This is a genomic window from Thermomonospora echinospora (assembly GCF_900108175.1).
In the GTDB taxonomy this organism is placed as follows: domain Bacteria; phylum Actinomycetota; class Actinomycetes; order Streptosporangiales; family Streptosporangiaceae; genus Thermomonospora; species Thermomonospora echinospora.
This window is the reverse complement of the sequence record NZ_FNVO01000010.1, coordinates 196,623-219,347: the sequence shown is the minus strand read 5'-3', so window position 1 is coordinate 219,347 and position 22,725 is coordinate 196,623. Positions and strand designations below refer to the sequence as shown.

The following is a 22,725-nucleotide window of genomic DNA, read 5'->3' as shown; positions in this document are numbered from 1 at the left end:
GCGCACATGGGCGTGGTGGCGATTGTGTGGCGGCGGTACGTGGTCCGAGCCACAGATCATCCTCAGGATGGCGGGATCCACCCCCTGGAGGAACCGCCCATGCCGACCATCCGCAGACTGCTGACGGGCGCCCTGCTCGGCACCGTCGTGGCCGCTCCCCTGGTGGCCGCCCCGGCCGGTCCCGCGTCCGCCGGCTCGTGTCCCGAGGTCACCGTGCCCGGGGCGGAGCATCAGGTCACGGCCTGCCTCGACGACCTCACCACGGCCGGCACCGTCGCGTCCGGTCACACCGTGCCCGCCGACTACGCCGGTCTGCACCCGGCCGGAGCCCGCAACCCCAGCGGGGTGCCGGGCGTGCAGATCGACGGCTACTTCCCCGACGACTCCACGTTCAACACCAACCACGGCTGGAACCACGACAGCCAGTTCGTCATCCGGCTGCCCCAGCGGTGGAACGGCGGGCTGGTGGTCGCCGGCACCCCGGGCAACCGCCGCCAGTACGCCAACGACTTCACCATCTCCGACGCGGTGCTCGCCCAGGGGTACGCGTACGCGGCGACGGACAAGGGCAACAGCGGCCTGCAGTTCTACCGGGACGGCAAGCGGCCCGGCGACGCGATCGCCGAGTGGAACCACCGGGTCACCCAGCTCACCAAGGCCGCCAAGAAGGCGGTGAAGCACCGGTACGGCCGGGCGCCAGGCCGCACCTATGTGGCGGGCACCTCCAACGGCGGCTATCTGGTGCGCTGGCAACTGGAGAACCACCCCGAGCTGTACACCGGCGGCGTCGACTGGGAGGGGACTCTCTGGCGGGAGGACGGGCCGAACCTGCTGACGTTCCTGCCTCCCGTGCTGGCGGGGCGTCCGGACAAGACCTATCCCGCCGGGTCGTCGTTCCTGTGGCCGTACCACGAGCAGGTGTACTGGGACCTGACCCAGCGCATCTACCGTGAGGAACTGGACCCCGGCTACGACGGCGCCACCGAGGCGGGCACCCCCTACTGTGCTCCGGGCACCCCCGCGTGCGACGCCGACTACGACTACGCCTCCCGGCCCCGCGAGGTCCGCAAGGCGGTGCGGAAGATCTCGCTGACCGGCCGGATCGGCCGTCCGATGGTCACGCTGCACGGAACGCTGGACGCGCTGCTGCCGATCGACCAGGACTCCGACGTCTACGCCGCGATGGTCAGGCGGCAGGGCCGGGGCACGCTGCACCGCTACTACCGGATCGAGGGCGGCAACCACACCGACGGGCTCTACGACGCCTTCCCCGACCGGCTGCGTCCCCTGCTGCCCTGCTACCGCAGCGCGTTCACCGCGCTGGAGGCATGGACCACCCGGGGCGTCCGCCCACCCGCCTCGGCGACCATCCCCCGGCCCGCCACCGGCGACCTCGTCAACACCTGCGCACTGTCCGGCTGACGGCTTCGTGGAGGACCACCATGAGACTCGGACTGTCCGTCCTGGCGCTGCCGGTCGCGGCGGCGCTCGCCGGGGTGACGGCGACCGTCGCCCTGGGCGCCGTGCCCGCACCCACCCCGGGCACACTGAAGACCTACAACATCAGCTCCACGTACGTCTCCGGGGTCTCTTCCGGCGGGTACATGGCCAACCAGCTCCACGTAGCCTACTCCGGCGTGTTCAAGGGTGCGGGCATCTTCTCCGCCGGGCCGTACCGCTGCGCACAGGGCAACCTGGCGACCGCGCTGAACGCCTGCATGCAGACCTACACGCCGCGCAAGACACCCGCCCAGCTCGTCTCGGAGACCAGGTCCCTCGCCGGCGCCGGGGCAGTGGACCCGGTGGCCAATCTGTCGGGTGACCGGGTGTACCTCTCGCACGGGTCGAACGACCAGACGGTGGTACGCGCCGTCAACGACGATCTGGCCACCTACTACCGGGACCTGGGCGCGAACGTCTCCTACGCCAAGACCAACGCCGGGCACGCCTGGCTGTCCCCCATCGGGCCGGTGAGCTGCACCACCACCGCCTCCCCGTTCATCAACAACTGCGGCGGCGACCCCGAGCGGGACATGCTCGGGCACCTGTTCGGCACCACGGTCAACGCCCCGGCGGCCCAGCCGGGCGGCACCCTGATCCAGTTCGACCAGAACCGGTACGCCGTGGGCGGCAGCGCGTCCGCCATCAGCATGGGGGCCGAGGGGTTCGCCTACGTCCCGAGCGGCTGCGCGGGCGGGTCCGCGTGCCGGCTGATGGTCGCGCTGCACGGCTGTAAGCAGGGCTACCGCTACCAGTCGATGGGCGACACGTTCATGCGGTACGCGTACCTGAACGAGTACGCCGACACCAACGGCATGGTCGTGCTGTACCCGCAGGCGCTCCAGACCACCGACCTCACCAACCCGAACGGCTGCTGGAACTGGTGGGGCTACCAGGGCGACACCGCGTACGCCCAACACGGCGGCAAGCAGATCGAGACCATCCTGAACATGGTCGAGGCCCTCGGCGGCACCACGGCGAACCCCGACCCCACGCCCACCCCGACGCCCACCACATCCCCCACGCCGACGCCCACCCCGACACCGACGCCCACCCCGACACCGACGCCCACCCCGACACCGACGCCCACCCCGACACCGACGCCCACCCCGACACCGACGCCCACCCCGACCTGCGTCACCGCCAGCAACTACGCGCACACCACGGCGGGCCGGGCCCACATGTCGGGCGGCTACACCTACGCCAACGGCTCCAACCAGAACCTCGGCCTGTGGAACGTCTACACCACCAGCGGCATCAAGGAGACCGGCCCCGGCTACTGGGTGCGCTGCTGACCACCGACGACCGACGCGGCCCGGCCGGCACGACCGGGCCGCGTCACCCTGTCCGCAGCCGGTATGGCCACCGACCCGCCCGCAAGGAACGCCGCCCAGGCCGCACGGCCGGGCCGCGTGTCCGGCAACCGGTGGAAGCGTCGGTGGCCGGAGCCAAGCGGCATGGGTTCACCTGGACGAACGTTTCAGCGGCCCGGCCGGACGCCCTCCGCGTCACCAGGTCCGCAGGCGGTGCAGGCGGAGGGCGAGGTGCAGTTCGAGGGCGCGTTCCGGCTCCTGCCAGCCCGGTCCGAGCAGCCGGCCGACACGTTCCAGCCGCTGGGTGACGGTGTTGGCGTGGATGTGCAGCCGGGCGGCGGTCTTGGCCAGCGCGCCGCCGCAGCCGAAGTAGGCGTCCAGGGTCTGGACCAGCTCCGTCCCGCGCTTGGCGTCGTAGTCCAGGACCGGCCCGAGCGTGCCGGTGATGAAACCGCCGACGTCGTTGCCGTCGCCGATCAGCAGGCCGACGAAGCCGAGTTCGTCCACCCCGGCGCCGCCGCCGGCCTGGCCCAGCGCCAGCAGCGCCTCGGCGCACCGCTTCGCCTCCCGGTAGACGGCGGTCAGGTCGCCGAGCTCGTCCACCGGCCCGGCGGCCCCGGCGGTCGCCGCGTGGCCCAGTGACTGGCCGAGCTCGTGCGCGACCCGGCGGGCGACCTCCCCGGGCCGGTCGCCGGGCAGCAGCAGCACGATCTCGCCGCCCTGCACCTCGGACAGGCCGTGCGCCGCCGCCGCGTGCGAGGCCGCCCAGAAGGCCGCCCGCCGCCGGCCGGTCTCGTCGTCGGCCTCGTGCCGGACGACCACCAGGACGTGCCGGGCGCCCGCCTCCACCCCGACCCGCTTGGCGCGGTCGGCCACGGTCTGCGGGTCGTTCACCCGGCCGTCCAGCAGGTCGCGCAGCAGGTCCCCGCGCACCCGGCCCTCGGCCTCGGCGACGCTGCGCTGGATCAGCCGCAGCAGCGCGATCACCAGCGCGGCCCGTTCCAGGATCCGCTGGTCCAGGGCCGACAGCTCGTCGTCACAGCGCAGCACCAGCGTGCACAGCGTCTCCGCGCCGGCGGCGGCGGTGGCCACCCGCAGCGCCCCGCGCGCCACCGTCCGGCCACTGGCCCGGGACGCGGCGGCCAGGTCGGCCACGGCGGCCAGGTCCGCCGGATCGGGGTCGGCGCCGACCGCCGCCAGCACGGCGTCATGGTCGTCCAGGACGAAGATGGCACCGCCGAGCACGTCGACGACCACCTGGCAGATGTCGGCCACGCCGCCGCCGCGCACCACCAGGTCGGCCATCCGGTCGTGGGCCTGCGCGGCCCGTTCGACCGCGTCACCGCGCGCCCGGACCACCTCGTTGGCGGCGCTGAGCTCCTCCAGCGCCGCGCGGGTCTCGGCGAGCAGCCGGGCGTTGTCGATCGCCACGGCGGCGTAGGCGGCCAGCGAGCTGAGCAGCGCCACCTCCTCCTTGGCGAACGGATGGTCGGTGCGGTGCGCGGCGAACAGCACGCCGATCGCCTGCGAGCCCAGCCGCATCGGCACCCCGAGGATCGACACCAGGCCCTCCTCGCCGACGGCCTCGTCGATGTCGGCCCGGTGCCGGAACTGGTCGTCGGACAGGTAGGAGCCGGAGGTGTAGGGCATCCCGGTCTGGGCCACCAGGCCGCCGAGCCCGGCGCCCAGCGGCAGCCGCAGCCTGCGGAAGGCCGCCGACACCGAGCCGTCGGTCATCCGCATGTAGGTGTCGCCGCGCTCGTCGTCGTTGAGGGTCATGTAGGACACGTCGGCCTGCAGCAGCCGCCGGGCGCGCCGCACGATCGCCTCCAGCACCGCGTCCAGGTCGCGCAGCCCGGCCAGGTCACCGGCGGTGTCGAACAGCGCCGACAGCTCCGCCTCCCGCCGGGCCCGCCGCTCCAGCGTCGCCCTGATCCGCAGCGCGATGCGCTTGCCGTACTCCAGCCGCTCCAGGGTCTGCGGGCTCGCCCCCGCCGCACGGGCCTCCAGGACCGGCGCCTCGAACTCCACCGCGGGCGCCTCGCGCGCCAGGAGTTCCAGGAAGAATTCGGCACTCATGCGGCGTATTGTCAACCCGCGGTCCATCCGCCGTCGATGACCAGGTGGGTGCCGGTGATCATGGTGGCGTGCGGGCCGCACAGGTAGGCGACCAGTTCGGCGACCTCCTCCGGGTCGATCAGCCGTTTGATGGCCGCACGGTCCAGCATGACCTTCTCCACCACCTGCTCGGGCGGGATGCCGTGCGTGGCGGCCTGGTCGGCGATCTGGCCCTCGACCAGGGGAGTGCGGACATAGGCGGGGTTGACACAGTTGGAGGTGACCCCGTGGGGCGCGCCCTCCAGCGCGATCACCTTGGACAGGCCCTCCAGCGCGTGCTTGGCGGTCACGTAGGCCGCCTTGTACGCCGAGGCGCGCAGCCCGTGGATGCTGGAGACGTTGACGACCCGGCCCCATCCGCGCTCGTACATGCCGGGCAGCGCGGCGGACACGATCCGGAACGGCGCCTCCACCATGACCCGCAGAAGCCGGGAGAACATCTCCGCGGGGAACTCCGGAAGCGGGGCCACATGCTGGAGGCCGGCGTTGTTGACCACCACATCGACCGTGCCGGCGACCTCCAGCAGCGGATCCAGCCCGTCCAGGTCCGCCAGGTCGGCGACCACCGCCGAGCCGCCCAGCTCGGCCGCCAGCTTCTCGGCGGCCTCCGGATGGATGTCGACGATCACCACATGGGCGCCCGCGGCGGCCAGCCGCCGGGCACAGGCACGGCCGATGCCGCTCGCACCACCGGTGACGAGGGCCCGGCGGCCGGACAGATCGGTGATCGCGTGGGGATGGGTCATGGCTACAGAAGCTACGAACCCCACTCCCCCGCCACCATGGCCGCCACCCCCATGCTTTTCCCAGGTCTTGTGGTTGCCCCCCACATGACCGGCTCCCGGGGTGCCGCGCCCACGCCGGGAACGGGTCGTCCGGCGTGGGCACGGTCGTGGGGTTACTCCGCGTCGAGGGTGACGGCCTGGGCGATGTAGTCGCGCAGGGCGTCGCGGTTCAGCCCGTCGAGGGTCTTGAGCTTGACGTGGCGGGTCTTCTTGCCCACGCCCTCCAGCAGGCCGTGGGGGTCGTCGAACTCGGCGCCGCGCTCGAAGGCGAAGGTCAGGTGGGTCTTGCTGACGCTGACGATCGCCAGTGCCTTGTTGCCCTTCCAGGCCGGCGACCCGTACAGGGTCGTCTCCGCGGCCTGCGGGGCGCCCTCGCGCATGAGTTCGCGCAGGGCGTCCATGACGGGCCGGTACTTGTCGGGGACCTTGGTCTCCACTGCCTTGTCGAATTCTTCGCTGCTCATGAGGGTCCTCCTCGTTGGATTCGGGGGTCAGTCGACGAACGCGCCGCAGGAGATGTTGACCTGGGTGGAGGTCAGGGTGCGGGCGTGGTCGGAGACGAGCCAGGCCGCGACGCGCCCGACGTCCTCCAGGGTGGCGGCGCGCCCGAGCAGCGTGGCGTCCACCATCTGCTGCTTGATGGGCTCGGTCTGCGGCATGTCGGGGACGGTCTCCGGGATACCGCCGGTGCGCATCGAGACGACCCGTACCGAGTGCGGGCCGAGCTCGCACGCCCACTGCCGGCGCATCGCCTCGACCAGGTCGGAGCCGATCTGCACGGTCCCGATGCCGGGCATGGAGTTGCCGCTGTCGGAGCCGCCGAAGTGCAGGATCACCCCGGAGCCCTGCTTGACCATGTGGCGGGCCGCCGCCTGGCCGGTCAGCAGGAACGTCCTGGCCACCTTCTCCATCGCCCGGGCGAAGTCGGCCACCGGCATGTCGACCAGCGGCTGGAAGATCGCGTCGTGGGAGATCACGTTGACGGAGATGTCGACGCTGCCGGCGGTGGCGACGACAGAGTCCACCCAGCCGTTGACGGCGGTCTCGTCGAGGGCGTCCACCACCGCGGTCTCGGCCAGGCCCCCGGCGCGCCGGATGTCGTCGGCGACGGCGTCGAGCTTGGCGGGGGTGCGCCCGGCGAGGAACACTCTGGCGCCCTCGGCCGCGAAGGCACGCGCCATCGCACCGCCGATGGAGCCGCCGCCTCCGTAGACCACCGCGGTCTTGTTCTCAAGAAGCATGTCGTTCTCCGTTCGTCCGTCTGGGTGATCCGAAGTTAGGACCGGCCCGGCAGAGCCCGCATCGGTCAGGTGACGGGCCTCGGAAAACCCCCGATGACCAGCGGCCATGCCGCTGATCGGTGCCGTGGTGAACGGATGTGCGCGGGCGACTCGCACCGGTCTAAGTCATCCGACCGATACGACGGAGCCTCCTCCTGTCGGGGAGGGGGTCACAGCTCCAGTTGGGTGAGTTCCATGCGTCTGGTGACGCCGATCTTGGGGAACGCCTTGTAGAGGTGGTGACCGACGGTGCGGGGGCTGAGATAGAGCTGCGCGCCGATCTCGCGGTTGCTGTAGCCGGCGGCGGCCAGCCGGACGACCTGGAGTTCCTGCGGGGTCAGCCGTTTGAGGAGATCGGTGTCATGGGTCTGGGCGATCGGACGGTCGCCGAGGACCTCCAGTTCGGCTTGGGCGCGTTCGGCCCAGGGGGCGGCGCCGAGCCGCAGGAAGGCGTCCCGGGCCTGGGCCAGCTGGTCGCGGGCCTCGGAGCGGCGGCGCCTGCGGCGTAGCCACTCGCCGTAGACGAGGCGGGTCCGCGCGGCGTCGTAGGCGTGGTCGCCGTCGCGATAACCGTCCAGTGCGGCGGAGTAGTACTCGCCGGCCTCGTCTCCGGGGCTCAGCAGGGCACGGCAGCGCAGCAGCAGGGACGTCGCCGCCGGGCCGCCGGTGTGCTCGGCCCACGCCCGCAGGGCGGGGAGGTGTCGTGCGGCCAGGTCCGCCCGGCCGCTGCGCACCGCCGCCTCCACATGGTCCGGAACGGCCCGGATGAGGAGGTCGTACCGGGCCGGGCCGCCGCACACCTCGTCGAGGCGTTCGAGGGCCTGGTCGGTGCGCCCGGCGGCGAGGTCGAGCAGGCCCAGCCCCCAGGACGCGAGCGCGGCGTTGGTGGGGTGCAGGGTGGCGTGCTCCAGGACGTCGTCGGCGAGCGAACGGCACCGGGTCTCGTCCCCGGCCACCGCCTCCAGCCAGACCGAGATGCAGTCCAGGACGGTCACCTGCATGTCCATGCCGATGTCGGCGGCCAGCGACGTACCCTCGGCGACGTCGGCCCGCGCGCCCCGCAGGTCGCCGCGCAGCAGCCGGCCGATCGCCAGCGGCTCCAGTACGTACGGCAGCCAGCCGAGCGCGCCCTGTCCCCTGGCGTCGGCGGCCAGGGACTCCAGTACCGCCGTCGCGTCCTCGTCGTCGCCGCTCAGCAGGCCCGCGAATCCGGCGATCACGCGTTCGACGAAGTCCTCGATCTCGCCGGCCCGCGCGGCCCGCACCAGCGCGCGCATCGGGGCGACGGCCTGCCCGGCCGCTCCGCCGACCAGATGGCCGTAGCCGATGAGCCCGGCGGCGACCGGGGCCAGGGCCGAACCCGGCGGCAGGCGCACCGCCTGGAGCAGTTCGACGCTCCGGCGGACGAGGTCGTGGGCGCAGGCGTCCCGGGCGGACCAGACGGCCTCGGTCAGCATCGACACCGCCCGTTCCGGATCGCTGCGGGCGATGAGCGTCGCGCCCTCCAGCGCCAGGGCGGCGTCCGCGGCCGGTGAGGTCCGCTCGTACTCCACCTGGGCCCGGATATAGGTGGCCTCGGCGACGACGGCGGGCTCGTCGGTGAGGGACGCCGCCTCGGTGGCCAGCCGTGTCGCCCGGTCCGGCTGCCCGGCATCGTAGGCCGCCCGTGCCGCGCTGACGATCCGGCGGGCCTTGGCGCCCGACTCGGTGCTGAGCCGTGCCGCGCGTTCGTAGGCGGCGGCCACGGCCGCGGTGCCGCCACGGTGCGCGGCGCGGCGGGCGGCCCGCTCCAGCTCGGCCGCCACATCCTCGTCGGGGCCGGTGGCGGCCGCCGCCAGATGCCAGGCCCGGCGGTCGGCGTGCTCGTCGCCGGGCAGCGCCCTGGCGAGCGCGCCGTGCACGGCGATCCGCTGGTGGTGGGGCGCATCCTGGTAGGTGACCGCCCGGATGAGCGGATGGCGGAACCTGATCTCGTCCCCGGACAGCACGACGAGCCGGGCCTCCTCGGCCGGGCCGAGGTCGGCCGCCGACGCCCCGAGCAGCTCGGCGGCGCGCAGGACGACGCCGAGGTCGGTGGTACCGGCGGCGGCCACCAGCAGCAGCAGGCGGGTGGGCGGCGGCAGCTCGCCGAGCCTGCCGCGGTAGGTCTCCTGGATCCGGCCGGTGACCCGCAGCGGGCCGATCGGGTGGGCGGCCGGGGAGCCCTCGTCCTTGAGGGCATCGGCCAGCTCGATGAGGGCCAGGGGGTTGCCGGCGGCCTCCTCCAGCAGGCGTTCGCGCACCGGGACGGCCAGGCCGGGCAGGTGCGCGTCCAGCAGTTCCACGGCGCAGGCACGTTCCAGGCCGCCCAGCCGCAGGGCCTGGACACCGGGGACCTCGAACGGCTGCGCCGTGTCGCGCACCGCGAAGACCATGCAGATCGGGTCGGCGCGCAGCCGCCGCGCGGCGAAGAACAGCGCCTCCGAGGAGGCCCGGTCCAGCCACTGCGCGTCGTCGACCAGGCACAGCAGCGGCCGGTCGGCGGCCAGCTCCGACAACAGGGTGAGGGTGGCCGCCGCGATGAGGAACCGGTCGCCCGCGGGCTCGTCGGCGAGCCCGAACGCCGACCGCAGCGCCGCCGCCTGCCGCCCCGGCAGCACGTCGAAGCGGTCGGTGAACGGATGCAGCAGCAGGTGCAGTCCGCTGAACGGCAGCTCGGCCTCGGCCTCGATCCCCACCCCGCGCAGCAGCCGCATGTCCCCGGCCTGTGCCGCGACGTGGTCGAGCAGCGCGGTCTTGCCGATGCCCGCCTCACCGCGGATCACCAGCGCCCCACTGCGGCCGGAACGGGCGTCCACGAGCAACCGCGCGACGCGCTCCCGTTCGGGCTCTCGCCCTATGAACACGCGCCAACGGTAACAAGCCACCCATATCGGCACAGGCCGATAACGACGAATCGGGCGGAAACCGCGCAGGACTCCACCCGACGCGCAGGCAGGTCCACTGGACGGGCGGTACGAGGCCGACCGGTGGCGAGAGTCCAGGCGGAGCCGTCCGGGTCAGGAGGCCGCCGGTTCGAGGGGGAGGCGGGACAGCTCCCGGCGGGAGGAGACGCCGAGTTTGGGATAGGCCTTGTAGAGGTGGTACTCGACCGTGCGGGGGCTCAGGAAGAGCTGGGCGGCGATCTCGCGGCTGCTGATGCCCTCGGCGGCCAGCCGGACGACCTGCCGTTCCTGCGGGGTGAGGCGGTCGAGCAGGTCGGGTGCGGTGGGCTGGACGGTGGTGGCGGTGTCACCGGCGGCGCGCAGTTCGGTGCGGGTCCGTTCGGCCCAGGGCGCGGCCCGCAGCGACTCGAAGGTCTCCAGGGCCGAGCGCAGCACGGAACGGGCGTCGGAGCGGCGGCGCGCCCGGCGCAGCCACTCCCCGTACACCAGTTCGGTGCGGGCCCGCTCGAACGGCCGCCCGCCGCCGGTCCGGTGCAGGTGGACAGCCTGGGCGTACGGGTCCTCGGCGTCCTCCAGCAGGCCCTGGCAGCGCAGCGCGACCGCCCTCGGCCACGGCCGGTCGCCGGCTTCGGCCCACGCCCGCAGCCGTTCCAGCGGTTCGCGTGCCCGCTCGGGCCGTCCGGCGCGAACGGCCGCCTCCACCTGGTCGGCGGCGGCCGGCAGGACACCGGCGGTGTGCCGGCGCGGCCCCCGTGCGAGCTCCTCCAGCCGGCGCAGCGCGTCCTCGTACCGGCCCAGCCCCAGATCGAGCAGGGCGAACGCGGAGTCCACGGACCCGTCACCGGGCGCGTCGGCGGCCAGTGCGCGCAGGCGCTGCGCGTCGCCCTCGATCGCCGCGATGCGGGCCGGCACGGCGCCGAGCCGCCCGGCGCGGCGCTGCATGCCGATGTCGTGGGCGAGCGCGACCGCCTCGGCGACGGTGGCCTCGGCCTCCCGGTGCAGCCCGGCGGCGACCTGGGCCTGCGCCAGGACCTGCAGCGCGTCCGGCAGCGCGCCGACCAGGCCCTCCCGGCGGCGGCGTACGGCCTCCTGCGCGGCCAGTTCCAGGGTCTCGGTGTCGGCGCCGAGGATCAGGCCCGCGTGCAGGGCCCGGATCCGGCGCTCCACGGCGGGCGTGCAGGCCCCGGACGCGGCGTGCGGCACGATGCCCACGGCCTCGGCGACCAGCTTCTCCAGCAAGGGCACGCCTGCGGTGTAATCACCGGTGGCCAGGTGGGCCATGCCCTCCACCACGGCGTCGTGGCGGCCGATGGCGCGCAGCCTGTCGGCGGCCGTGCGCACCGGCTCGGTGTCGCCGGACGTCCAGGCGTAGACGGCGCCGGTGCGTAGCATGCCCTCGGCCTCCGCCGGCGCGGCGTGCGCGGCGTACTCCAGCAGCAGCCGGGCGGCGGTGCGGGGGTCGCCGCGTTCGAACTCCACGGCTGCCCGCACCCGGGCCAGGCGGGCCAGCGCAGCCGGGTCCCCGGTGAGCTCCTCCGCCCGTTCGGCCAGCTCCCGCGCCTCCTCGACGTGCCCGGTCTGTAGCACCGCGGCCGCCGCCTCGCTCAGCCGCCGGGCGCGCGGACCGGCTTCGGGAGTGAGCTCCGCGGCCCGGCGCAACAGCGTGCCCGCGGTGCACAGGCCGCCGCGCTCCTGGGCGGCCTCGGCCACCTGCTGCAGGTCCGCCGCGACGCTCTCGTCCGGCCCCACGGCGGCCGACGCCAGGTGCCGGACCCGGCAGGTGGGCTCGTCGGACGCCTCGGCCAGCGCCTGGTGCACGGTGAGCCGCCGCGCGGTCGCCGCGTCCTGGTAGGCGGCGGCCCTGATCAGCGGGTGCCGGAAGGTGATCGAGGAGCCCGCCACCTTCACCAGCCCGGCCCGTTCGGCCTCCGCCAGGTCGCCGAGGTCCACGCCGAGCCGTTGCGCCGCGCCCAGCAGGCTCGGCAGGTAGCCGCGGCCCTCGGCGGCCGCGATCAACAGCATCAGCCGGGTGCGCTCGGGCAGCCGGCCGATCTGGGCGCGGAACGACGCGAGCACCCGATCGGGCACCGCCAGCGGGCTGTCCCCGTCCGGCATCCGCTGCCGGGCGGCCCCGAACTCGATCAGCGCCAGGGGGTTGCCCGCCGACTCGCGGACGACCCTGTCGTGCAGGGCCGGTGGCAGCCCCCGTTCGGCCAGCAGCCGCCCGGCGTCCGCGCGCGCCAGCCGGGGCGGGCGCAGCTCCGGCAGCCCGGTCCCGGTGAACGCCTCCTCGCGGGCCGCGAAGAGCATCGCCACCCGCTCGGCGGCCAGCCGGCGCGCGGCGAACAGCAGCGCCTCGGCGGTGCCGCGGTCCATCCACTGCGCGTCGTCGACCAGGCAGAGCACCGGGCCGTCCTCCGACAGGTCGGCGAGCAGGGTGAGGACGGCCAGCCCGATGGCGAAGCGGTCGGTGGACCCGTTGCCGACGTCGCCGGAGCCCAGGGCGGCGTGCAGTGCGGCCGCCTGCGGGGCGGGGAGCGCGTCGATGCGGTCGTGCACCGGCCACAGCAACTGGTGCAGCCCGGCGAAGGGGATGTCGGTCTCCGCCTCCACCCCGGTGGCGCGCAGCACGCGCATCCCGGCGTCCATCCCGGCACGGTCGCTGTCGCCGTCACCGGACGCCGCCGACGCCCGGTCCGCGGCGTACTGCAGCAGGGCGGACTTGCCGATGCCGGCCTCACCGCGCAGCACCAGGGCGCCACTGTGCCCGGCCCGCGCGTCGGCGAGCAGCCGATCGATCTCCGCCTGTTCGGTATCCCGCCCGTACAGCACGTTCCCAAGGTACGTGGCCGAGTACCGAAACTTTACGGATTCGGCCCGTACCGGCCCGCTCCTACCTTCGTGACCAGTGGGAACGATGCTGCCGGAGGTTGAGATGAAGGAACTGTTCGAGCCGGTGACCGTTGGCAAGGCGACACTGCCGAGCCGGTTGGTGATGGCCCCGATGACCCGCAGCCGGGCCGCCGAGGGCGGGCTGGTGACCGAGCTGACCGCCGAGTACTACGCGCAGCGGGCCGAGGCGGGGCTGATCGTCACCGAGGGCACCCAGCCGAACGTGGTGGGCCAGGGCTACACCGACACGCCGGGGCTGCACTCGGCCGAGCAGGTGGCGGCCTGGCGGAAGGTGACCGACGCGGTGCACGCCCGGGACGGGCGGATCTTCGCCCAGCTCATGCACAGCGGCCGGATCGGGCACCCCGTGCTGTACCCGGACGGCGCGCTGCCGGTGGCGCCGTCGCCGATCCCCTCCGGCGGGCAGCTGTTCACCCCCGAGGGGATGCTGGACCACCCCACGCCGCGTGAGATGACCGTGGACGACATCGCCGAGACGGTCCGCGACTTCGCCGCCGCCGCGCGCAACGCGATGGACGCCGGCTTCGACGGGGTGGAGCTGCACGGCGCCAACGGCTACCTGATCCACCAGTTCCTGGCCGATGGCAGCAACCGGCGCACCGACGCCTACGGCGGCTCGATCGCCGGTCGTATCCGCTTCCCCGTGGAGGTGGTGGCCGCGGTCTCCGACGCCATCGGTCCCGAGCGGGTCGGGTTCCGCATGTCCCCCGGCAACACGTTCAACGGCATCACCGAAAGCGACACCGAGGAGCTCTACACCGAGCTGACGCGCGCCCTGGCACCGTACGGGCTCGCTTATGTGCACGTGATGGAGCTGGGCAACCGGGAGATCACCCGGCGGATCCGCGCCGAGTGGCCGGGCTCGCTCATCCTCAACCCGCACCCCGCCCAGGCGGAGTCCCCGTCCACACCGGAACACGGCGTCGAGGCGCTGCGCGAAGGAGTGGCCGACGCCGTCGCGTTCGCCCAGCTCTGGCTGGCCAACCCGGACCTGCCCGCCCGCATCAAGGCCGGCGGCCCGTACAACAGCCCCGACCCCGCCACCTTCTACGGCGGCGACCACCGCGGCTACACCGACTACCCGCTCCTGGAGGGCTGACCCCGCGACCCTCGACGCCCGGCTCCCCGAACGGCCGCCAGGGGAGCCGGGCGTCGCGGGGGCGGTCAGACGAAGGCGCTCAGGCCGGTGATGGCACGGCCGACGATCAGGGTGTTGATCTCACGGGTGCCCTCGTAGGAGTACAGGGCCTCGGCGTCGGCGACGAAGCGGCCGATGTCGTAGTCGAGCACGATGCCGTTGCCGGCCAGCAGTTCGCGCGCCCAGCCGGCGACCTCGCGCATACGGGTGGTGCAGTACGCCTTGGCCAGCGCGGAGTGCTCGTCCCGGTAGGTGCCGGCGTCCTGCAACTGCGCCAGCCGCACCACCATGCCCAGCGAGGACGTCACGTTGCCGACCATTTTGACCAGCAGGTCCTGCACGAGCTGGAACTGGCCGATCGGGCGGCCGAACTGCTCGCGCTCCTTGGCGTACTCCAGGGCGATCTCGTAGGCGGCCAGCATCACGCCGACGGCCTGCCAGGCGACCCCGCTGCGGGTGCGGCCCAGGATCGCGGCCGTGTCCCGGAACGACTCGGCCTTCGGCAGCCGGTCGCGCTCTGGGACGCGGCAGCCGTCCAGCACGATGTCGGCGTTCTGCACGGACCGCAGCGCGATCTTGTTCTCGATCTTGGTGGCGGTGAAGCCGGGCGTGCCCTGCTCCACCACGAACCCCTTGACCTGGTCGTCCTCGACGTCGCGGGCCCACACGACCACCAGGTCGGCGAAGGTGGCGTTGCCGATCCAGCGTTTGGCGCCGTCCAGCACCCAGGTGTCGCCCTCGCGCCGCGCGGTGGTCTCCAACCCGGCGGCGACGTCGGAGCCGCCGTGCGGTTCGGTCAGCGCGAACGCGCCGATCAGCTCCATCCGGCTCATCGGCGGCAGCCACCGCTCGCGCTGCTCCGCCGAGCCGCAGGCGGCGATGCTGCCCATCGCCAGGCCGGTGTGCACCCCGTAGAAAGTGGCCATGGACGGGTCGGCGCGCGCCATCTCCATGGCCAGGAATCCGCTGAGCAGGCTGCTGGGCCTGGGGCCGGGCGTCTCGTCGTAGGCCAGCCCGGCGATGCCCAGGTCGGCGTAGCCCTTGACCAGTTCCAGCGGGAACTCGGCCCGTGCCCAGTACTCGTTGGCGATCGGGACGACCTCCTCGCGCAGGAACTCACGGACCCGCAGCAGCGTTTCCCGCTCCTGCTCGGAGAGCAGTTCCTCGAAACGGTAGAAATCCCCCGTCAGCACATCCGCCATATCCGCTCAGCCTCCTCAGGCGCGGCGCCGCCATTCGGCGTCCGCATCCGCCCTGCGCTCTTTCCCGGAAAAAGGGGGCCAAGTCACCGAACGCCCCCGATCGCGTGGCCCGGACCTGTCGTCTTCGGCACATCGGAGCCGTGCGGCCGTTCACGGCAAGGCGGATGCGCCCTGATGCCGGCGGCTCGCAGGGTGCCGTCCGTTCCCGCGCCGGACCGCCGCCGGCGTGTCGTCCGGCCCGGCGCACGCCTGCCATGCCGGCGGGGTATCGCCAGGTCATGACGCACACCAGCATCGGTCCGGACGGTGGCGAGCCCGACGACGCCACGGTCACGGCGGTCGGCAGGCTCAGCGAGGCGCTGGAGATGGTCGAGCGCGCCCGGGGGCACCTGTACTCGTTCCACCAGCTCATCGGCCGCGCGGACTTCGCCGTCGAGGACGCGGCGGAACTGCTCACCGAGGCCGGCCACCCCGGTATCGCCGACGAACTGCTGGCCGACATCATGGGCCGCAACGTGCTGCCGGGCCGCTGGACCTACCAGGTCGTGGAGGGTTTCGACGACACCTACTACGAACCGTTCCGCCGTTTCGAACGGCGCGTCCGGAACGAGTTGGTGGGCGGTCGGCGCCACCCGCATGAAGCCCGCCTGAAAGAACGCCGCCGCACCCACGGCCGCCCTGGTCACGAGGCCACTCCCGACGAGTGAGCACGGCCGGTTGTGAGCCGGTTGCCAAACGAGCACGGCAATGTATGACACGGCTTCATACCGCCGTGCGCCGTGCCGAGTCACAGTCTTCATCGTTCGCTTTCGCCGCTGAGGCCGTCATTCCCTTCCGGCATCCCGCCGGACGGCCGATCAGCGCCCACCCCCCGTGGAGTGACGATGGGACTGAGAAGACTGCTGACCTGCGTGGTCGCCGGGACGACCATGGCGGCGGCGGGGTTGGTCGCGGCACCGTCCGCGACCGCGGCGCCACTGCTGTGCCTGAGCACCGACGAGGGCATCTACACCTCGCCGGGCACCATCACCGGGAAACCGGGAGACCTGATCAGCTGCCGGCCGACCGCGCTGCCGCAGATCCCGGGCGGCGTCCGGATGAAGGCGTGGAAGATCAAGTACGTCTCCACCGACGTCAAAGGCGCCAAAATAGCGGTGTCCGGGTTCGTGGCCATCCCGGACGCGGCCTGGACCGGGGGCGGCTCCCGGCCGACCGTGGCCTTCACCCCCGGGACGCTCGGCTCGGGCTCACAGTGCGCGCTGTCCAAGCAGATGGCCGGGGAGCAGGTCGACTCCTACGAGGCCCGCAACCTGCAGAAGTTCCTGGAGGCCGGGTACGCGGTGGCGGCCTCCGACGGGGTCGGCTACATGAACGGCCAGGTCCACACCTACACGGTGGGCCTGAACGCCGGGCACGCCGTCCTGGACGCGGTGCGGGCGTCACGGCAGATCCCCGGCGGCTCGCTGCGGTCCGACAGCAAGGTCGGCATCACCGGGTACTCCGAGGGCGGGTTCAACTCGCTGTGGGCCGCCCAGTTGGCGTCCTCGTACGCGCCCGAGCTGAACGTGGTGGGCGCGGCGGCCGGCGGCGTGCCCGGTGACCTGAAGCTGGTCGCCGAGCGGCTGAACGGCAGCGCCTTCGCCGGATTCCTGGCCGACGCGGTGGTCGGGCTGAGCGCCGCCCACCCCGAGATGCCCTTCAACGAGCTGCTCAACGACCGGGGGCGGCAGGCGGTCGAGGACGTCAGGAGCAATTGCCTGTTCGGAACGCTCGGCGCGTTCGCCTTCCAGAAGCTGGAGAACTTCTCCACCGACCGGCTGACCCTGGCGCAGATCTACGCCCTGAGGGGCTCGAACGGGGTCAGCTGGGGCGAGGTCATCGACGCCCAGAAGGTCGGCGTGGGCATCGGCACCGGCTCGTCCGGCGCCAGGTACCGGATCGGCTTCCCGGTCTACCAGTACCGCGGCGCGCTGGAGGAGATCATCCCGCACGAGGCCGAGGACGGCACCCGTGAGCGCTACTGCCAGGCCGGCATCACCACACAGTGGCGCACCTACGCGGGCGAGCACCTGACCACCGACTGGCTGGCCGCCGGCGACGTGACCGACTGGCTCGGCGACCGCTTCACCGGCAAGCCCGCCACCGGCAACTGCTGACCCGCCCCTCCGATGGTTCGGCCCGGACGACCTCCCGCCGTCCGGGCCGAGCCGTGCGGCCCATGGGGCAAGGCTCGTTTGGGGGTCGGGGTCAGGTTTCCTGGGAACGGCCGCGGCGCCAGTAGCCGGAGAAGTAGATGTCGTCGCGGGCGATGCCACGGTCGTTGACGAGGTGGCGACGGATCTGTTTGACGGTCTGGGATTCGGCCGCGACCCAGGCGTAGGGGCGGCCCGCGGGGAACCGGGCCTCGCGTACGGCGGTGAGGAGCGAATGACCGGCGTCCCGACACAGCCAGGTCAGCCGGGCGTTGTCGGGAAGGTCGAACGGCTGGCGTTCGTCGGCGGAGGCGACCTCCACGAACACGCGCGCCACCGTGTCCGGCGGGAACGCCTCGATCAGGGCGCCGATGGCGGGCAGCGCGGTCTCGTCCCCGGCCAGCAGCACCCAGTCGGCCTCGGGCGGCGGGGCGTACTCGGCGCGCGGACCCCACAGCCCGACCTGGTCGCCGGGGCGGGCGCCCAGCGCCCACCGGGAGCCGGGGCCGCCGTCGCCGTGTAGGACGAAGTCGATGTCGACCTCGCCGAGGTCGGGCCGGTGCCGCCGGATGGTGTACGTGCGGAAGACCGCCCGCACGGGTTCGACCTGCCAGCGCTCCCACCAGTCGTCGCCGGTCGGGTAGACGGGCCGTTCCTCTCCCGGCAGCGGGAAGAACACCTTGACGCGGTGGTCCAGGCCCGCGCCGGGAAAGTCGGCCAGACCGCCCAGCGTGATGCGCGCCATGTGCGGGGTCAGCCGGTCGACCCGGGTCACCTCGGCGGAGAAGTGGCGGTAGCTCATCCGGACGCCTCGGCGAGGCTGCGCGGGCGCAGGTCGGTCCAGTGCGTCCGGACGTGCTCCAGGCAGGCGTCACGACCGGCGGGCCCGAACGCGGTGGACCATCCGGCGGGCACGGGCGCGAACACCGGCCACAGCGAGTGCTGCCCCTCGGAGTTGACGAGCACGAGGTAGTCAGCGTTGGGATCCTCGAACGGATTGGTCATGACCTGTGCCTCCTGCATCAGCGCGTACGCCACGGGCGGTTCCGGAACGGCGGGCCGGGCGCGTGGACCAGGCGCGAGCCGGGTGCGGGCCGGCCCGCCGTTTCGGGGACGGTCGGTCAGCCGGCCTTTTCGGCGGCTTGGGCGATCTTGGGGACGACCTGGTCGACCACGTAGGGGACGGCCAGCGGGGTGGGGGTGCGCAGCGGCCAGAAGGACTTGAGGTCCAGCGGCACGTAGGAGCCCCGCTTGACCACGTCCATGCCGGAGAACAGCTTGTTGTCCTCGAACTTCCGCTGCGTGGCGGGGTCGTCGTTGTAGTGGCTGAGCAGCACGTCCACGTCCAGGACGCCGACCTTCTCCATGCTCAGCTCGGCGGCGAAGCCCTCGCCCGGCAGGCTCTGCAGCTTCTCGGGCAGCACCATCCCGAACTGGCTCAGCATCTTGACGCTGACGTCGTCGGCGGACTTCATCACGCCGATGTTGCCGGAGGGGAAGACGCTGGTGAACGCGAACTCCTTGCCCGTCAGCGCGGGGTGGGCGGTCTTCACCGAGTTGATCTTGGCTTCGACGTCGGCGACCAGCCGCTCGCCCTCGGCCTCCTTGCCGACGGCCTTGGCGACCTGCCGGGCGACCGTCTGCCAGGAGTCCTCGGCCGGGCCGGTCTGGTAGGCGGTGGTCGGCGCGAGCTTGGCGAGCTTGTCGTACTCCTTGTCGATGTAGAAGTCGCCGCCGGCCAGGATCAGGTCCGGCCGGAGCGCGGCGATCTCCTCCAGGTTGAAGCCGGACTCGCCGGCCTTCAGCAGCTTGGGCTTCTCGCCCGACAGCTTGGGGGCGCTCCAGGGCGCCAGCCCGTCGTCCTGGACGCCGGTGAGCTCGGCCATCCCGACCGGCTGCACGCCCAGTGCCAGCAGGGTGTCCTGGTCGATCTCGCCGAGCGCGACGATGCGCTTGGGCTCGGCCTTGATCGTGGTGGTCCCGAGCTTGTGGGTGATGGTGACCGGGAACGCCCCCGACCCGGCCGGGCCCGCCGGCTCCTCACCGTCACCACCGCACGCCGCCACCAGGCTAAGGCCCAGCACCAGCGCGCCCGTCGCGGCCAGTCGCCGCATCAACGTACGCATGGGGGATGCGCGTCCTTCCTATGTCACCGCCACACCATCATTAGGTAAGGCTTGCCTAACTTAGCAAGACCCGCCCCGCCAGGGAAGCACTCGTTCGCATCGGTTCGGGACACCGACGATGGCGCGGCCCTCCAAGGCTGTATCACACCAAATGAGTAGGAATAGTTGACTTCCTGCCCCGATACGTGCTCTGATACCGGCATGCGCGTTCGGCTCGTCCTCACCCGCCAGCGGCACGTGGACCACGGTCACGTCACCGCCGCGGGCTGTCCCGCCTGACAGCCCGCCGTCCGGCCCCGCCTCGCCCCGGTCCGCTCGGTCGCTCGATCCGGTCCGTCCGATCCGTTTCCGTGCGGTCCGCTCGGTCGGTCCATCCGGTCCGTTTCCGTCCGGTCCCTCCGGTCCGGTCCCCGGTCCCCGGTCCGCTCGATCGACTCGATCGCTCCGCGCCCGTTCGGTCCGTCCCGGCGTCGCCCCGAGCAGGCGCCCGGACCCCTCACCCCAGGACGACGCCGTCCCCTTTGCAAGGAGCACTTCCGTCATGCCCAAGAAAACCCTCGCCGCCGGGATCGCCCTGGCCCTCACCGCCGCAGGCTGCGCGAACTCCGGCGGCGGCGCGGCCGACAGCCTCAAGATCGGCTACTTCCAGGGCGCGGTCGCCGGACCCGAGGCCGTCGTCGCCGCCAACGACGACCTGGCCTCGGCGATCCCCGGCCGGATCGAGCTGCGGCCGATCGACAGCGGTGTCGCCGGGATGGCCCAGCTCCGCGCCGGCGCGTTCCCGGTGGTGTCGGGCGTGGGCAACCCGCCGTTCGTGGGCGCCTTCACCAGCGGCACGGACGTACGGGTGGTCTTCGCCGAGAGCCTGGACCAGTCCGGGCTGGCCGTGCACGACAACATCAAGTCACCGGCCGACCTGACCAAGGTCGGCGTGCTGGTCGGCTCGACCCTGGACTTCCAGCTGCGCGGCTGGCTCAAGGAGCAGAACCTCACCGGCAAGGTCGAGATCGCCAGCTTCGCCAGCGAGGCCGCCGAGGCGGCGGCCTGGAAGGCCGGGAAGATCGACGCGGTCTTCATCAGCCAGGCGTTCCTGCTGGAGCTCAAGCGGCACGGCGCCAGGGTCCTGGTGAGCTCCACGGAGATCGCCGAGAAGGGGTACGCGGCCGTCAACCTGCTGGCCGTCACCTCCTCCTACATCCGCCAGAAACCCGAGGTCGTCCAGCAGCTCGTCTGCCAGATCTCCAAGGCGCAGACCCTGGTCAAGGGCCCCGACGGCGAGAAGTACATCAGGCCCGCCGCCCGCTTCCTCGGCGTCAAGCCGGAGGACTCGGTGGAGGCCACCAAGGGCTACCCGTACATCCCGGCCGCCGAGGAGACCTCCTGGCTCAAGGGGCCGGACGGCACGGCGGCCTCGGGCAGGCTCGTCAAGAACTTCCGGCTCACCGCCGAGTTCCTGGTGGCCCAGGGCCGCGCCGAGTCCGTTCCCAGCACCGAGCAGATCGCCGAGCACGTGGACCCCACGTTCTGGGACAAGGCCCAGGCGGGAGGCTGCAAGTGAGCCTCTTGCGGCAGCGCCGCCCGGTGGTGGGCACCGGGTCCGGCCGCCTCCTCGACCAGGAGCCGGCGGACGCCGCCGGGGTGCGGCTGCGCGAGGTCAGCAAGACCTTCAGCCGCCGGCGGCGTCCCGGCCGCACCGCGCTGGACGGGGTGAGCCTCGACGTCGAGCCGGGCGAGTTCCTGTGCCTGCTGGGGCCGTCGGGCTGCGGCAAGTCCACCCTGCTCAACATCCTGGCCGGGTTCGTACCGGCCGACTCCGGCGAAGTCCTGGTCGGCGGCCGACCGGTCACCGGGCCCGGCCCCGACCGAGGCGTGCTGTTCCAGACCCCGATGCTGTTCTCCTGGCTGACCACCTGGCAGAACGTGCTGTACGGCCCCAAGGCGCGCGGGACGCTCACCCCGCAGGTCCACGAGGAGGCCGAGCGGCTGCTGGAGACGGTCGGCCTCGCCGACGCGCGGGACGCCTACCCGCACGAGCTGTCCGGCGGGATGCGGCATCGCGCCGCGTTCGCCCGGGTGCTCATCAACCGGCCCGGCGTGCTGCTCATGGACGAGCCGTTCGGGGCGCTGGACGCCATCACCCGGGCCGCCATGCAGCGCTTCCTGCTGGAGCTGTGGCAGCAGCAGCGCATGACCATCGTCTTCGTCACCCACGACGTCGAGGAGGCGACCCTGCTGGGCGACCGGGTGTGCGTGCTGTCCGGGCCGCCCGGCGGCACCAAGGCCGTCATCGACATCGACCTGCGGCGGCCGCGCAGCTATGACGACACCGAGACGCTGGAGTTCGTCAACGCCAAGCGCCGCATCCGGGAGGTGCTGGAACGATGACGGCCACCGAGGTGCCGCAGGCCGTCTCCGCGGTCACCGGCGTACGGCCGCCCCGGCGGCGGCGTTCCTGGCGCAGGGTCTGGATGGGCGTGCTGGCCCTGGCGCTGACCGGGGTGGTCTGGCAGATCGCCGCGGTGCTCATCGGTGACTCGGTGACCCTGCCCACCGTGCCGGAGACCGCGCGCACCTTCGTCAAGTACCTGTCCACGCCATACCCGGAGGTCCAGGGCAAGACGCTGGTGGAGGACGCGCTGATCAGCACCGGCCGCATCCTGGCCGGGTTCGTCCTCGGCACCGTCGCGGGGCTGCTGCTCGGCGCGTCGATGGCCGGAGTGCGGCTGGTCCGCGAGCTGGCCGACCCGCTCATCGGCGTCATGCGGCCGCTGCCGCCGATCGCCTTCATCCCGCTGCTGGTGGTGTGGTTCGGCATCGGCGAGGTCTCCAAGGTCGCGCTCATCTTCTTCGGCGTCCTGCCGGTCGTGACGATCGCGACGCTGGGCGCGCTGGACGCGGTGCCCGCCGAGCTGCTGCACGCCAGCCGCAGTCTGGGCGCCTCCCCGGTGTACACGATGCTGCACGTACGGCTGCGGGCCGCCGTGCCGGGCGTCATCACCGGTATGCGCATCGCCATGGGCGGCGCCTGGACCAGCATCATCGCCGCCGAGATGATCGCCGCCACCGGCGGCGTCGGCTTCCTGATCCTGCAGGCCGGCAACTACCTGCAGACCCCCCTGATCTTCAGCGGCATCGCCGAGATCGCCGTACTCGGCTTCGCCTTCGACGGCCTGCTGCGCCTGCTGCTGCGGCTGGCCGACCCGACGGTCCGCCGCTGAACCCCTACCAGTCACC

Annotated in this window: 18 protein-coding genes; 8 read left to right on the top strand and 10 right to left on the bottom strand. The window is 72.8% G+C overall.

The genetic code is table 11. The features are described from left to right. Positions 1-99: 99 nt before the first annotated feature. Positions 100-1,422: a tannase/feruloyl esterase family alpha/beta hydrolase gene (locus C4U03_RS22870; RefSeq protein ID WP_103939900.1), complete on the top strand. Its 1,323-nt coding sequence runs from the start codon at positions 100-102 to the stop codon at positions 1,420-1,422. A 20-nt stretch (positions 1,423-1,442) separates the two neighbouring features. Beyond that, the gene (locus C4U03_RS22865) at positions 1,443-2,795 is read left to right on the top strand and encodes an extracellular catalytic domain type 2 short-chain-length polyhydroxyalkanoate depolymerase (protein ID WP_103939899.1); all 1,353 of its coding nucleotides are present in this window, start codon (positions 1,443-1,445) and stop codon (positions 2,793-2,795) included. 213 nt (positions 2,796-3,008) lie between these two features. On the opposite strand, the gene C4U03_RS22860 is transcribed toward C4U03_RS22865, so the two are convergent. The 6 genes from C4U03_RS22860 to C4U03_RS22835 all read right to left on the bottom strand — a co-directional run bounded on the left by C4U03_RS22860 (position 3,009) and on the right by C4U03_RS22835 (position 12,752). Then, positions 3,009-4,892 (bottom strand): helix-turn-helix domain-containing protein, encoded by a 1,884-nt coding sequence (locus C4U03_RS22860; RefSeq protein ID WP_235018054.1) that lies wholly within the window; start codon positions 4,890-4,892, stop codon positions 3,009-3,011. Positions 4,893-4,903: 11 nt separating this feature from the next. Beyond that, positions 4,904-5,677 carry a 3-hydroxybutyrate dehydrogenase gene (locus C4U03_RS22855; RefSeq protein ID WP_103939897.1) on the bottom strand — a complete coding sequence of 258 codons (774 nt, stop codon included), beginning with the start codon at positions 5,675-5,677 and terminating at the stop codon, positions 4,904-4,906. A gap of 152 nt (positions 5,678-5,829) precedes the next feature. Continuing rightward, a complete protein-coding gene (locus C4U03_RS22850; RefSeq protein ID WP_103939896.1) occupies positions 5,830-6,180 on the bottom strand; it encodes a DUF1801 domain-containing protein in 351 nt (116 codons plus the stop codon). A 27-nt stretch (positions 6,181-6,207) separates the two neighbouring features. Then, on the bottom strand, positions 6,208-6,957 hold the full coding sequence (locus C4U03_RS22845) for an SDR family NAD(P)-dependent oxidoreductase (protein ID WP_103939895.1): 750 nt from the start codon (positions 6,955-6,957) through the stop codon (positions 6,208-6,210). A 209-nt stretch (positions 6,958-7,166) separates the two neighbouring features. Beyond that, entirely contained in the window at positions 7,167-9,881 is a 2,715-nt protein-coding gene (locus tag C4U03_RS22840) for an ATP-binding protein (protein WP_200827401.1), read from the bottom strand. A gap of 153 nt (positions 9,882-10,034) precedes the next feature. Further along, positions 10,035-12,752: an ATP-binding protein gene (locus C4U03_RS22835; RefSeq protein ID WP_103939893.1), complete on the bottom strand. Its 2,718-nt coding sequence runs from the start codon at positions 12,750-12,752 to the stop codon at positions 10,035-10,037. 103 nt (positions 12,753-12,855) lie between these two features. On the opposite strand from C4U03_RS22835, the gene C4U03_RS22830 reads away from it, so the two are divergent. After that, positions 12,856-13,932: an alkene reductase gene (locus tag C4U03_RS22830; RefSeq protein WP_103939972.1), complete on the top strand. Its 1,077-nt coding sequence runs from the start codon at positions 12,856-12,858 to the stop codon at positions 13,930-13,932. 65 nt (positions 13,933-13,997) lie between these two features. Here C4U03_RS22830 and C4U03_RS22825 read toward each other — a convergent pair whose 3' ends face one another. Next, positions 13,998-15,173 carry an acyl-CoA dehydrogenase family protein gene (locus tag C4U03_RS22825; RefSeq protein ID WP_103939892.1) on the bottom strand — a complete coding sequence of 392 codons (1,176 nt, stop codon included), beginning with the start codon at positions 15,171-15,173 and terminating at the stop codon, positions 13,998-14,000. A 278-nt stretch (positions 15,174-15,451) separates the two neighbouring features. Here C4U03_RS22825 and C4U03_RS22820 point away from each other — a divergent pair, with 278 nt between their 5' ends. Together C4U03_RS22820 and C4U03_RS22815 are read left to right on the top strand one after the other, a co-directional pair. Then, the gene (locus tag C4U03_RS22820) at positions 15,452-15,880 is read left to right on the top strand and encodes a hypothetical protein (protein WP_103939891.1); all 429 of its coding nucleotides are present in this window, start codon (positions 15,452-15,454) and stop codon (positions 15,878-15,880) included. Between the two features lie 177 nt (positions 15,881-16,057). Beyond that, the gene (locus tag C4U03_RS22815; protein WP_103939890.1) at positions 16,058-17,329 is read left to right on the top strand and encodes a lipase family protein; all 1,272 of its coding nucleotides are present in this window, start codon (positions 16,058-16,060) and stop codon (positions 17,327-17,329) included. 91 nt (positions 17,330-17,420) lie between these two features. Here C4U03_RS22815 and C4U03_RS22810 read toward each other — a convergent pair whose 3' ends face one another. The 3 genes from C4U03_RS22810 to C4U03_RS22800 form a co-directional block, all read right to left on the bottom strand. Further along, positions 17,421-18,167, bottom strand: coding sequence for a siderophore-interacting protein (locus C4U03_RS22810; RefSeq protein WP_103939889.1), 747 nt, complete (start codon positions 18,165-18,167; stop codon positions 17,421-17,423). After that, positions 18,164-18,370: an MbtH family protein gene (locus tag C4U03_RS22805; protein ID WP_103939970.1), complete on the bottom strand. Its 207-nt coding sequence runs from the start codon at positions 18,368-18,370 to the stop codon at positions 18,164-18,166. The genes C4U03_RS22810 and C4U03_RS22805 overlap by 4 nt, the downstream gene beginning before the upstream one ends. Before the next feature lie 116 nt (positions 18,371-18,486). Beyond that, positions 18,487-19,491 (bottom strand): iron-siderophore ABC transporter substrate-binding protein, encoded by a 1,005-nt coding sequence (locus C4U03_RS22800; RefSeq protein WP_200827400.1) that lies wholly within the window; start codon positions 19,489-19,491, stop codon positions 18,487-18,489. A 541-nt stretch (positions 19,492-20,032) separates the two neighbouring features. Here C4U03_RS22800 and C4U03_RS22795 point away from each other — a divergent pair. From C4U03_RS22795 to C4U03_RS22785, 3 genes are read left to right on the top strand one after another with little or no spacing between them, the layout of a single operon-like run. Further along, complete coding sequence (locus C4U03_RS22795; RefSeq protein WP_103939887.1) at positions 20,033-21,049, top strand: taurine ABC transporter substrate-binding protein; 1,017 nt, start codon at positions 20,033-20,035, stop codon at positions 21,047-21,049. Further along, complete coding sequence (locus C4U03_RS22790) at positions 21,046-21,876, top strand: ABC transporter ATP-binding protein (protein WP_235018053.1); 831 nt, start codon at positions 21,046-21,048, stop codon at positions 21,874-21,876. Before C4U03_RS22795 ends, C4U03_RS22790 begins: the two co-directional genes overlap by 4 nt. Then, positions 21,873-22,709, top strand: a complete 837-nt coding sequence (locus tag C4U03_RS22785) for an ABC transporter permease (protein WP_103939886.1) — start codon at positions 21,873-21,875, stop codon at positions 22,707-22,709. Before C4U03_RS22790 ends, C4U03_RS22785 begins: the two co-directional genes overlap by 4 nt. Positions 22,710-22,725: the final 16 nt, after the last annotated feature.